Raw genomic sequence first — 11,733 nt, forward strand, 5'->3', positions numbered from 1 at the left:
TCTACTGTTTACCAGATTTGATATCTTCTAATAATTGATCAAGCGTATCCTGTAATTCAGGAATAGGAATATCAACGACAACATTCCCGCCATTGGAATCTTCCTTTACAGCCTCAACTACTTTTTCTTCTTGATAAATTCTGGCAATCGTTTGATATGTCTTATCCTCCGCATCCTCCCCACGAACCGCAAAAACATTTAAGTAAGGTCTTGTTTCTTCGCTATGTGGATCATCATGATAAATCGCATCCTCTAGTAGATAGCCTGCTTGACCAGCAATCCCACTATTAATAATTGAAGCGGCAACGTCAGGTAAGACTCTCGGTGTTTGTTGAGCGACAACTGTCAAAATCTCTATATTGCGTGGATTGTCTACAATATCATCAGGTGTTGGATATAAGCCAACATCCTCCTTCAATGTTATCAAGCCAGCTTCTTCTAATACTTTTAATCCTCTGCCTGTGTTAGCAGGGTCATTCGGAATGGCAATTGTCGCACCATCAGGTATATCTTCTGGGCTCTCATATTTTTCTGAGTATAATCCCATCGGTGCAACGACCGTTGAGCCAATCGGTTTGATATCTGCATCGTCATTTTCAACAATAAACTGACTTAAGAACGCTAAATGTTGGAAGGAGTTCACGTCAATTTCCCCGTTTATTAAGGCATTATTCGGTAATGTATAATCGGAAAACTCGACCAACTCCACTTCAATACCTTCTTCCTTCGCTCTCTCCTGAATAATTTGCCAATATTGACCGTCTGATCCTGTAACACCGATTTTGACATGCTTCGTATCACCCGAAGCTGAATCGGAACCACACCCACTTAAAAATGTTGCAAGTAATAGTACTAATATGAAAACAAACTTTCTTTTCTTCATTCAAAACACCCCTTTATCTTCTTAAAAAGAATCTTGAAAGCATATTTCCTAAGAACTGCGCGATTTGCACAAGTAAAATAAGGATGACAACCGTGACAATCATGACTGAAGTATCAAATCGTTGATATCCATACGTCATCGCTAAATCACCCAATCCGCCGCCACCAACTGTACCAGCCATAGCAGAGAAGTCGATTAGCCCAACAGTGATGAATGTAATACCAAGAATGAGTGGTCCAAGCGCTTCCGGGATAAGAACCGTAAAGATAATTCGTATAGGACTCGCGCCCATTGCCTGTGCCGCTTCAATAATTCCGGGATCTATTGAGACGAGGTTATTCTCAACAATTCTAGCAACGGCAAAAGCTGCGGCAATCGTCATCGGCAATACCGCCGCTGCCGTCCCTATCGTTGTTCCCATAACCATTCTCGTAAATGGACTAATGGCAACGAGAAAAATGATAAATGGAATCGGTCTGATAATATTAATCAATAAGTTCAATGAATAGAAAACCCAGCGATTCTCTAAAATATTGCCTTTCCGCGAGACAAAGAGTAACAAACCAATTACGAGGCCGAGAATGGTAGCAAAGATTAAAGTCAGAATTACCATCAAAATCGTTTCCCCAGTGGCTTCGATAATTCTTGGCCAAAATGTCGCCCAATCAACTTGCATAATGTACCTCCTTCAACTCAACTATTTTTTCTAATTCCTCAATCACCTGATTTACTTCTGCTTCCTCACCAATGAATTCGACTATTAAACTACCAAACAATCTTTCTTGCAGTTCACTAATATTGCCATAGAGGATATTGAATTCCACCTGATATTTCTTACTAATTTTTGATAGGATGGGCTGATTACTGACCCCCTCTTTATAAATAATGCGATACAGTTTCCCTCGCTTGCTCTCTTGTAATTTTTCTAATAGATGTGAGGAAAGTTGGTCATTCTGGACGGAGCGAATAAAATTCTTGGTCGTCTCGTGCTGTGGTTTCGTAAACACATTAAATACTTGACCTTCTTCTATCACTCTGCCATCCTCCATGACAGCCACACGATTACAAACTCTCTTAATCACATGCATCTCATGGGTAATCAGCATAATCGTAATGTTATACTCTTTATTCACCTTCAATAGTAGCTGGAGAATTTCCTCAGTTGTTTCTGGATCAAGAGCAGATGTGGCTTCATCACAAATGAGAATGTCTGGTGATGTTGCTAAAGCACGTGCGATGCCTACCCTTTGCTTTTGCCCCCCTGATAGGCTTTCCGGATATTTATTTGCCTTATCCTCTAAACCAACGAACTTCAGCATTTCCTTTACTCTTTGATCTAGTTTTGCTTTTGGCCAACCGGCAAGCTTAAGTGGGTATGCAATATTGCCATACACCGTTCTCGAACTAAAAAGATTAAAAGATTGAAAGATCATCCCAATGCCACTTCTAAGTTGGCGCAGCTCCTTCTGGGAGAGTGCATCTATTCTCTTTTCATTGACTACGATTTCCCCTGAAGTTGGCCGCTCAAGCAGATTAACTAGACGCAATAATGTGCTTTTCCCTGCGCCACTGAAGCCAATCACCCCAAAAATTTCCCCTTTTTCTACTTCTAAACTCACATCTTGAACGGCTTTTACGACGTTCTCCTTTGTACCAAATGTTTTACTTACATTTGTAAATCGAATCAAACCATTTCCCCCTCTTACAAACTCAATTCTTTATATAACAAAAAAGACAGCCCTCTATAGAAGAAGTCTGCCTTTAGTTAGTCTAGTCGGCTTACTTTAGTTGTAATTAAAAATAAACAACCCCTACTGGGAGTTTTTCATCGTTAATGATGTACCTACCAATCGCTTGGGCTTTATAAACAGTTGGATTATGGGAAGAAATTGTACGGATATTGCGCCAATGGCGGTCTAAATAGGCTGACTGTTTCGTTGCTGATGCACCTCCTACCTCAAAAAGAAGGGTCGCTGCCTTTAAGGCTAATTCATCCACAACTACTTTTGCCTGTGCTGCCCGTAAAGACGCATCATGGTCAAGCTCGTAATCACCTGTTCTATTCGTCGCCAGTTCTAACGACTCCGCAGCCGCTAGCACCGTTGCTTCTACAGCAAAGGCAATACTCGCAATCTCACCGATTTTATGTTGCAACAATGGATCGTCCTTCGGTTGTTCTGCCGGTGCATAACTAAATGTTCGTTTTCGTTTATGTACCAATTCCTTTGCATCTGTCACCACATTACGGACAATACCAGCAATCACGGCTTGTAAAATCAGTTGCAGAAAAGCATTAAATGATTTTTTATCTTCTTGAAATTCCTTAATTTCTTCAGGATAGACCGTGACATCTTTGAAGATGGTCGTTCCACTTCCTGTGCCTTTTTGACCAAATCCATCCCAATCATCCTTGATGATGACGCCCTCTCTATCTGTCGGTATAAAAGCAGAGACAATTTTACCTGCCGACGTTTCTGCCATGACGCTAACCCAATCAGCGTACATCGTTCCAGTGCAAAAATACTTTGTACCGTTTAATCGAAAATTCTCTCCGTTTTCGGATAAGGTGGTTTCGAATTTTGAGCTGCCTGCCGCATTTTTTGAGATTTCCGTATAAGCATTACCGATGATCTCGCCATTGACAATTTTCTCTAACGCTTGTTCGCGTTTCGTTTTGTCCCCTAGCTGGATCAACCGTTCCACGTGTGAGAAATGAGACCTTAATAAATGAGCAACATCTGGATCCGCTTCGGCCAAGCGGATGACAAATTGCATTAATTCCTTCAATTGAATGCCGCCTCCGCCAAGCGCTTTAGGTACCCTCAATGCCCCTATTTTGTTCTCTTTAATTAATCTCATCGCATAAAAAGGTCTGGCATCACTATCATCATTTCTTCTCTTTTTCGCATCTTGCGCAATAGCTGTTAACAGGTCCTCCATATCACAGGAATCTATTGCAATTGCTACATCTGATGTTACTAGCTCTTTTTCTGTCATCATCACGACTCCTCTTTAATGTTTTAATCCATTTATTCTTATGTATTTAGTAGGAATTATAAAAATAAAAAGACTCCCCATACAGCTTTTAACACGCTGTGTAGAGAGCCTCTAGTGTCCCAGTCGGCAACCGATCTTTTTAATAAATTAATCATATCTTATACGGTTACAGTAAAGATGTCAACATCATTTTTAGATAATATTGAATTATTCATTATTTCAAACCATTCAACCCCTTATACAAATAGCCCTCCATACTATAGAAAGTACAGGGAAATAGTAATATCATTAAAATACCTCATACAGATGCAAAATCATTCACAAATAGGTAATTTCATCATAAATTATCTAGACACTATACGGAGATTTGCATGAGGAGGCACAACATGTATTATTATTACGGTCCGTTCGGGCCACAACCTTATTATCAACCTCAGAGCTATAACAACCATAACGTTCGCGGCTTACCGGGGGGATTTCCTGGAGCTGGCGGCTTTTCAGGAGGAGATGGGCCCCCATCAGGCGGTGCCCCACACTTAGATGATTTCATGCCTGGCCAAGGCTCACCAAATAACGGTGGCGGCATGCCAAACTTAGGTAACTTTATGCCCGGACAAAATAATGGTGGCGGTATACCCAATCCAGCTGACTTCCTACCAGGGCAAAATGGGAATGGAGGGGGCATGCCAAACCTCCAAGAATTATTACCAGGACAAAACGGATCCAACAGTAATGGTGGAGGTTTACCAAACTTACAAGACATCCTTCCTGGACAGGGAGAGTCTGGATCAAATGGCGGCATGCCAAGCTTAGAGGACCTAACCGAACTCATCCCACAACCGAACGAGTCAAACGGACAAAACGGGCAATCAGAAGGCAATAGTGGGACAAATGGCAACGGACAATCGGATGAAAACGCTGGTGAGGAAGGATCAACAGCACCTGCCTTACCCGCACCACCATCACACTATACCGTCAACAAATATCACTCTCTACTAAAAAATCCACAAACCGCCAAAAACATTCTACAAAGCAAAGGTTCCGCCTGTGTAAACAAATGGAGCATCATCCAATTAACAGACGGGCAAATACTATTAATGCATATTACAGGGCACGACGCAAACGGGCAAACACAAGGCGTATTTTGGCCATCTGGCCGGTATGGTGCATTTGGTAGTAGTGATATTTCAGGGTATAGTTGCAGAGAATGAGTGAATAAAGGTCGCCTCAGGATGGCGACCTCTTTGTTTATCTATTATCCACTTTTTGTTTTATTTTGTACGAAAGGAGTCTCGCCTACAACTTCTTTTTTGAAGCTATTATTTACCAGATAGATGCCTAATAAAATAAATGAACCCCCAACTAAAAGTGAAAAAGAAATAGGTTCATCAAGCAAGACGTATCCAGTCAAAACACCAAAGAATGGAGCTAAAAATAAATAGGAACTCGTCCTCCCTGGATTGCCTTTTTGTAAAAGGAAATACCAAACCGCAAATTGCACAATAGAGGACATGATACTTAGCCATAACAAAATAAGCACTGAATGCTTCGTCACATGAAAGAATGGTTCTTCAAATACGCTACTAAAAAATAGGAGAATGCCGCCACCAAACAACATCTGATAAGCAGAAAGCACCCATGTATCGAAACGCTCACTCCAGCGATTAACTAATAAAGTAGAAATAGCCCAAAAAACAGCAGAAAAAGCGCCAAACACTAGACCAATCCTAAAATCATTAATGCCCCCTAATGTAATTCCTACGCCTACGAAACCTAAGACAACACCACTCCACTGATACCATTTATAACGGTGACCCAATAAAATAGTGCCAAAAATGATGACTAATAGCGGGTTCATAAAAGTTAAAATAGAAGATTCACTTGCTGTTATCGTTCTTAAACTGATAAATATGCATCCCATGACCCCAGCTGTTTGAAAAGAACCTATTAATAGCACTCTCCCCCAATTTTTCATGCTACTAGGGTGCTCCCTCTTCTGTATCAACACAATCACCATCATGATTAAACCAGCTAGAAAAAAACGTAAACCTGCCAATAACAAAGGGGATGAGTAACCTAGCCCTATTTTCCCTATCGCAAAAGACGAACCCATTAGTGCTGTAGTCAACATAATTAAAGTAAAAAAGTTGAATTTCTTCATGTATACTATCCTCCCAATAAATACTCCCACCTACCTTGTAAATAGGTTTTCTTCGTATTATTATAAAACCTATATCATACGATAATTATCGAAGTATGGATTACAGAGGTGTGAAAAAATGAGTATACATCCGAATATTACGGCACTAACAGCGCTACTTGCTGAAAAATCTAGAGCCACTATACTGGCAGCTTTAATGGATGGAAAATTCCATACAGCAAGCGAACTAGCTTATATGGCCACCATTAAACCCCAGACAGCCAGCTTTCATCTTGCCAAACTAGTAGAAAACAATCTCGTAATCAGTGAAAAAAATGGCCGATTTCGCTATTTCCGCTTAGCAAACGAGGAAGTGGCCAACACACTAGAAATATTTATGTCCATCTCCCCTCCACCTGAAGTTCGCTCTTTAAAACAATCAAGCCAACTAAAAAGATTAGAAAACGCCCGAACTTGTTACGACCATTTAGCCGGACGTCTGAGTGTGAATTTAACCAATATCATGCAAGAAGAAGGATATATTGAGAAATCCAATAAGAGGTTCATCATAACAACAAAAGGCGAGCACTTTTTCAAAGAATTAGGAATAGATTTAATTGCTCTATCTAGAAAACGCCGCTCCTTCTGCCATGCTTGTCTTGATTGGAGTGAACGTACACACCATTTAGGCGGCGCTTTAGGGAATGGTCTATTTGAAAGATATATCGAATTGGGGTGGTTAGAATCTAGAGAAAACTCGAGGGAGATTGTTATAACTAGCGAGGGAAAATCTGGCTTTAAAGAATTTTTTGGACTATCAATATGACTTCTTTTCAAGTACTATTTCTCATATTATGTTCTAAATAGACACTAACTTCTAAACAAATTACGACATCATTAATCATTTCTCGGGAAATAAGGAAAAAATTTGTCAAATACAGCTCCCATTTATATAACTAATCACTTATACAACTAAGCGCAGCTTCAGCAATAAAAAAAGTGATAGTTGTAAAGAGAATTACGGTAAACATCTAAACATCACAATACCAGTTGCGGAGAATAAAATGAAAGAGGCTGCTGGTTGGCAGCCTCTTGTAAAATATTATTGAACGTTCCTTTCCTACTATACTATCAAGGTAAGAAAGACAAAATCTCATATGGTTTGTTGGCTCTGCTTATAGGCTTCATATCAAACCTTACATATATAACTTTTCCTCCTCCTTCTTCCCCTCACTCTTCATCGTTAATGAGTGTTCTTTTCGTATATATATATCAATAATGCCGAACAATACTGCAATCGCCGCTAACTTAATGCACCAATTCATAACTTCACCAGCAAAACTGGCTATTAATTCTCCCTGATTCCCACCCATAACAATAGCTATTAGAAAAAGGATTGCCACAATGAACCCCAAAGTTAATGTAATCAATGCAATCATTCCATATATCTTTTTAAATAGACTCATATCAACACCCCTATAACCCTAAGATTGGTAGTATGCCAGTTAGTAAGATCATACACAATATTAAATGAAGAATAACCCATATTACTGAGAGTTTGACCGTTTTTGTAAAATCAGAGTTTGCTATCCCCATCGCCACATACATGCCTAATGCGAGTGGAGGAGTCATTCCCTCAAGCGCACCTGTCATAGCTGGTAATAATGCTGCAAATAGAATAGGGTCGCCTCCAAGTGCACTGGCGGCTGCAATTACGGCACCACCAAGAATAGCTACTTGCGCAGTTCCAGGTAACACCATTCCAAGAACCATAAAGAATATTGGAATAATAATAATAAGGAGCGTAATGTTTAAACCTAATGAGACAAACCATTCTTCAATTGCTTTTTCTGCACCAATTCCAGAGAAAGCCTGTGAAGTAGCATAAGCAAAATAAATGGTAACCGCAATAGGTACTACTTGTTGAAGTGAGCCTGAAAAAGTTGAAAACATTTTTGATAGAAATTCTTTTCTTTTAGCAAACGACTTTCTACCGATAAAAACAGCATAAGCTCCAGCTAAACCAGGGGTAAACATTAATACGGAACTAGAATAGGCCCCACTACCACTTTCCCCAATTCTACCTAATAACCAATCTTTTGCCTGTGCATCTAAGAAAAGGGGGAGGAATATGATGATTGGAATAAATAAAGTAGCCCAACCTGACTTTAAACTTTTACTGAATGAAGGAATTTCTGTAGCAGGAATCGGCTGTACTTTATAAACGCGACAAAGCACATACAACGTTAACCATCTTTGGACGAAGAACCAAACACCAATACTATATGCTGCCACCATCCATCCACTTAATGTGATACTACCAGGCGAAACTTTTTCAAGCACACCATATGTCAAAACAATAATTCCAGCTGGAGGGATAATATTACCTAACATACTTGCTGACATCTCTGTTGTTGCTGCAAAATGCGGAGGAAACCCTGTCCTTTTCATCATTGGAATCGTAAACACACCGGTTGTTGCAACATTACCTGGACCTGTCCCCGACAATGATGCCATAAATGTACTCCCTAATAAGGCAACATAGCCTGCTCCTCCTCTAAATCTCCCAACTAAGGAAATCATAATCTGCACAATTCTATTAACAACATTTGTTGCATCGAAAAGTACAGCAATAACCATAAAGGCAAAAATCACATAAAATAAACTACTTGTGGAAGGGTACAATAAATACTCTAAAAACTTATTCCACTGTCCTGTAATCGCAATGATAAAAACAAAGGTAAGAGCCATTATTTCATACATAGGTCGCTTGAAAACCACGAAAAATACAGCTACAAAGACTAATAATGCTAATAGTATCCATAAAGCAGCAGGCATTAACATCCCTCTCTCCCCAATTTGTCATAAGTGGTTATATCAATTTATTTGATATTATAGCAGGTATTTTCAATTTTTCAACAAGTATTCAGAAGTTTCTAAATCTTATTAAAATATGGTAGTTATTTCCCTTTAGATGTTATAATCACATAAACTAAGTTGGATCAGGAAGGTGTTAAAAATGCTTAATCGTCATAGTTCTACACCACTCTACGAACAAGTTGCACAGCTTATTCAGGAAAAAGTAAATGAAGAAACTTGGCAGGCCGGTAAAAAACTCCCTTCCGAAAGGGAACTTTGCGAACTTTTTGCTGTAAGCCGCATTACCATTCGTCAAGCTATTAAACAATTGGAAGACCAAGGTATTCTTTATAGAACACATGGAGTGGGCACTTTTATTTCACGAAAAACCAAGTTACAACAACCTTTAGAGCAAATCAATAGTTTTCAACAAATGTTAGAGCAACAAGGGGTTATTGCTTCAACCAAAATATTAGCAAACAAACAAGTACTCAGTTCTGTCCAAATGGCTAAAATACTTAATCTTCAACCGACCGATTATGTAAGTAATCTTCAACTCATCGGATACGGTGATGAGCAACCAATGGTCTATTATAATAGTTATTTTTCTATACCTGTCGGTCAAACCATCATGCCAAATGCACAAGCAATGGAAACACAAGGTAAACCTTTTTCAACATTGGATCTCTATCAGTTAACAAATACATATCAGCCGACTCACTTAGAACAAACATTTGAAGCTCATACAGCAAATAAGGAACTTGCATCTACAATGCAAATTGAAGAAGGTTGGCCCATTTTCCAAGTAACTTCTATCATGTATAAAGATGCTTATCCTTTAGAATATAGGGAAGCCTACTATCGCGGTGACCAATATCGCTTTTTTATAAAAAGAAAACTGTGAAACCTCCCTAGCCAACTTTTTTGTTGGCTTTTTTTATTTGTTGATTATATTCTGAATTGACAAATAATTTTATCAGTGTATTATATTGTATTAAGTGGTTATAACAATTTTGCTCAAGGAGGAATTTTTATGACAAAAGAACAATTAAGAATTGTTAGTCCAAATGGACATTTAGGATTTGCCCCAACAAAAGAGGAGAGCTTTCATATTGCAGCTGCTACAAAACCTGATTATTATTGTTGCGATTCAGGAAGCGACGATATTGGAGCTGCAGCTTTAGGTGCAGACCGGTCAGTAAGTATGTACCAATGGCAAAAGCATGATCTTGAACTAATGTTGCTCGCCTCACGTGAACAAAATGTACCAATGATTGTCGGTTCTGCGGGTGATTGCGGTACGAAAAGCAGAGTAGATTTATATGTAGAGATCATAAAGGATTTAGCTAAGGAACATCAACTTCCACCTTTCAAGATTGCCTACTTCTACTCTGATGTAGACACAGTATATTTAGCTGACAGAATCAAAGAAGGTACTAGAATTGAAGGTTTAGATAATCGAGAGGATTTAACAAAAGTAGATGTTGAAAAGACAACTAGGGCGGTAGCAGTAGCAGGCATCCACCCTTATGTAAAGGCTTTAGAAATGGGGGCAGATGTTATTATTGGTGGCCGCTCAAGCGATTGCGCTGTTTTCGCAGCGCCAGCTATTTTCGAAGGATTCCCAGAGGAACATGCCTATTATTTAGGTAAAGTTCTCGAATGTGCATCATTTTGTGCAGAACCTTACGGGGCGAAAGAAAGTGTAATTGGTACGATTACACATAATGATGTAAAGGTCACTGCAATGGCACCGCATCAAAAATGTACCATTGCTAGCGTTGCGGGCCATGCAATGTATGAGAGGTCAAATCCTTATTTTGAATACTTTGCCGGGGGTATGCTTGACATGACCCATTGCAAATACGAACAATACGATGAAAAGACCACCAGAATTACGGGTCAAAAATATATACCTATTCAAGGAGACACAAAAATAAAAATAGAAGGCTCTGGTAAAATCGGAGAAAAATATATTGGTATAGCAGGAGTTCGTGACCCTTATACCATTCAACATATTGATAAAGTCATACAGTTAAGCAAAGAACAAGTAAAAGAAGAATTCCCAACTACAAATTATCATCTGAACTACCGTATATTCGGCAAAAATGGGGTGATGGGTGAAATGGAACCTATTCGAGATATTCAATCACATGAACTCGGCATTGTAGTCGAAGGGATCGCAGACACAAAAGAACTAGCCGAAGCGATTACACTCATGGGCACAAGACAAATCTTCTACGCACGCTTACCAGAAGTAAAGGGAACGGCTGGTACAGCTGCATTTATTGTAGACGAGGTCCTTCCTTCCACTGCTTCTTATTCATGGACCATTAATCATACGTTACCAGTTAAAGACCCTATGTCTCTTTTCGAACTAAACATTGAAACAATACAAGAAACCATTAAAGTGTAATGAAGAGGAGTGAGTATAACATGAACACAAAACCCTTAGCTGAATTAGCCAAGACCATTCGAAGTAAAAACGCAGGAACCGATCGCATCACATTTGACATTATTTTTCGAGAACAAGAAAACTATGATTTAGTCAAAAAAAGCGGTGTCATAAACAAAGAAAGCATTGCCGCACTCTTCCATATCAACAAAGATCGCATCACTGATTTAGTAGAGTTTGACCCTGCCTACGCCATTAAATTTACAATCAGCAGAACCGCCCCGAGTGGTAGTCCAGGTGAAGGAGATATATTTGGGTGTCAGCAGTATCCTCCTTTGTTGGGGGTGGAGGTGCCGGTGTAAAACTCTTATCTAAACCTTATCAAAAAGGGAGGAGAAATCCTCCTTTTTCTATAGTTCATAACCACTCTGTAATGAGGCATTGTACATACTTTACCCT

At 39.3% G+C, this 11,733-nt stretch carries 12 protein-coding genes; 5 read left to right on the forward strand and 7 right to left on the reverse strand.

What is annotated here, in order from left to right; all coding sequences use genetic code 11:
- Position 1 precedes the first annotated feature (1 nt).
- From U9M49_RS10880 to U9M49_RS10895, 4 genes are all read right to left on the reverse strand, one after another.
- Complete coding sequence (locus U9M49_RS10880; protein ID WP_322909782.1) at positions 2 to 883, reverse strand: MetQ/NlpA family ABC transporter substrate-binding protein; 882 nt, start codon at positions 881 to 883, stop codon at positions 2 to 4.
- 13 nt (positions 884 to 896) lie between these two features.
- Complete coding sequence (locus U9M49_RS10885) at positions 897 to 1,559, reverse strand: methionine ABC transporter permease (RefSeq protein ID WP_322909783.1); 663 nt, start codon at positions 1,557 to 1,559, stop codon at positions 897 to 899.
- On the reverse strand, positions 1,549 to 2,571 hold the full coding sequence (locus U9M49_RS10890) for a methionine ABC transporter ATP-binding protein (RefSeq protein ID WP_095371675.1): 1,023 nt from the start codon (positions 2,569 to 2,571) through the stop codon (positions 1,549 to 1,551). The genes U9M49_RS10885 and U9M49_RS10890 overlap by 11 nt, the downstream gene beginning before the upstream one ends.
- Before the next feature lie 106 nt (positions 2,572 to 2,677).
- Entirely contained in the window at positions 2,678 to 3,880 is a 1,203-nt protein-coding gene (locus U9M49_RS10895) for an acyl-CoA dehydrogenase family protein (protein WP_322909784.1), read from the reverse strand.
- A gap of 386 nt (positions 3,881 to 4,266) precedes the next feature.
- Here U9M49_RS10895 and U9M49_RS10900 point away from each other — a divergent pair, with 386 nt between their 5' ends.
- Complete coding sequence (locus tag U9M49_RS10900; RefSeq protein ID WP_322909785.1) at positions 4,267 to 5,091, forward strand: hypothetical protein; 825 nt, start codon at positions 4,267 to 4,269, stop codon at positions 5,089 to 5,091.
- Between the two features lie 44 nt (positions 5,092 to 5,135).
- Here U9M49_RS10900 and U9M49_RS10905 read toward each other — a convergent pair whose 3' ends face one another.
- Positions 5,136 to 6,041: a DMT family transporter gene (locus U9M49_RS10905; RefSeq protein WP_322909786.1), complete on the reverse strand. Its 906-nt coding sequence runs from the start codon at positions 6,039 to 6,041 to the stop codon at positions 5,136 to 5,138.
- A 118-nt stretch (positions 6,042 to 6,159) separates the two neighbouring features.
- Between U9M49_RS10905 and U9M49_RS10910 the strand changes: the two genes are divergently transcribed.
- The gene (locus U9M49_RS10910) at positions 6,160 to 6,846 is read left to right on the forward strand and encodes a metalloregulator ArsR/SmtB family transcription factor (protein WP_322909787.1); all 687 of its coding nucleotides are present in this window, start codon (positions 6,160 to 6,162) and stop codon (positions 6,844 to 6,846) included.
- A gap of 370 nt (positions 6,847 to 7,216) precedes the next feature.
- Here U9M49_RS10910 and U9M49_RS10915 read toward each other — a convergent pair whose 3' ends face one another.
- Positions 7,217 to 7,486, reverse strand: coding sequence for a hypothetical protein (locus tag U9M49_RS10915; protein ID WP_095371670.1), 270 nt, complete (start codon positions 7,484 to 7,486; stop codon positions 7,217 to 7,219).
- 10 nt (positions 7,487 to 7,496) lie between these two features.
- Entirely contained in the window at positions 7,497 to 8,858 is a 1,362-nt protein-coding gene (locus U9M49_RS10920; protein ID WP_233435189.1) for a TRAP transporter large permease subunit, read from the reverse strand.
- A gap of 181 nt (positions 8,859 to 9,039) precedes the next feature.
- Here U9M49_RS10920 and U9M49_RS10925 point away from each other — a divergent pair, with 181 nt between their 5' ends.
- The 3 genes from U9M49_RS10925 to U9M49_RS10935 all read left to right on the forward strand — a co-directional run bounded on the left by U9M49_RS10925 (position 9,040) and on the right by U9M49_RS10935 (position 11,636).
- A complete protein-coding gene (locus U9M49_RS10925) occupies positions 9,040 to 9,783 on the forward strand; it encodes a GntR family transcriptional regulator (protein ID WP_322909788.1) in 744 nt (247 codons plus the stop codon).
- A gap of 129 nt (positions 9,784 to 9,912) precedes the next feature.
- Positions 9,913 to 11,295 (forward strand): acyclic terpene utilization AtuA family protein, encoded by a 1,383-nt coding sequence (locus U9M49_RS10930; RefSeq protein WP_322909789.1) that lies wholly within the window; start codon positions 9,913 to 9,915, stop codon positions 11,293 to 11,295.
- A gap of 20 nt (positions 11,296 to 11,315) precedes the next feature.
- The gene (locus U9M49_RS10935) at positions 11,316 to 11,636 is read left to right on the forward strand and encodes a DUF4387 domain-containing protein (protein ID WP_095371666.1); all 321 of its coding nucleotides are present in this window, start codon (positions 11,316 to 11,318) and stop codon (positions 11,634 to 11,636) included.
- The last annotated feature ends 97 nt before the right edge of the window (positions 11,637 to 11,733 follow it).

This window comes from Cytobacillus sp. OWB-43 (assembly GCF_034651445.1).
GTDB classification, from domain to species: Bacteria; Bacillota; Bacilli; order Bacillales; family Cytobacillaceae; genus Cytobacillus; species Cytobacillus kochii.

What these genes read in the sequence shown, in the direction of transcription:
- U9M49_RS10905 (WP_322909786.1), bottom strand. Translation starts at nt 6,041, where the DNA reads ATGAAGAAATTCAACTTTTTTACTTTAATTATGTTGACTACAGCACTA.
- U9M49_RS10880 (WP_322909782.1), bottom strand. Translation starts at nt 883, where the DNA reads ATGAAGAAAAGAAAGTTTGTTTTCATATTAGTACTATTACTTGCAACA.
- U9M49_RS10935 (WP_095371666.1), top strand. Translation starts at nt 11,316, where the DNA reads ATGAACACAAAACCCTTAGCTGAATTAGCCAAGACCATTCGAAGTAAA.
- U9M49_RS10885 (WP_322909783.1), bottom strand. Translation starts at nt 1,559, where the DNA reads ATGCAAGTTGATTGGGCGACATTTTGGCCAAGAATTATCGAAGCCACT.
- U9M49_RS10930 (WP_322909789.1), top strand. Translation starts at nt 9,913, where the DNA reads ATGACAAAAGAACAATTAAGAATTGTTAGTCCAAATGGACATTTAGGA.
- U9M49_RS10895 (WP_322909784.1), bottom strand. Translation starts at nt 3,880, where the DNA reads ATGACAGAAAAAGAGCTAGTAACATCAGATGTAGCAATTGCAATAGAT.
- U9M49_RS10920 (WP_233435189.1), bottom strand. Translation starts at nt 8,858, where the DNA reads ATGCCTGCTGCTTTATGGATACTATTAGCATTATTAGTCTTTGTAGCT.
- U9M49_RS10910 (WP_322909787.1), top strand. Translation starts at nt 6,160, where the DNA reads ATGAGTATACATCCGAATATTACGGCACTAACAGCGCTACTTGCTGAA.
- U9M49_RS10915 (WP_095371670.1), bottom strand. Translation starts at nt 7,486, where the DNA reads ATGAGTCTATTTAAAAAGATATATGGAATGATTGCATTGATTACATTA.
- U9M49_RS10925 (WP_322909788.1), top strand. Translation starts at nt 9,040, where the DNA reads ATGCTTAATCGTCATAGTTCTACACCACTCTACGAACAAGTTGCACAG.
- U9M49_RS10900 (WP_322909785.1), top strand. Translation starts at nt 4,267, where the DNA reads ATGTATTATTATTACGGTCCGTTCGGGCCACAACCTTATTATCAACCT.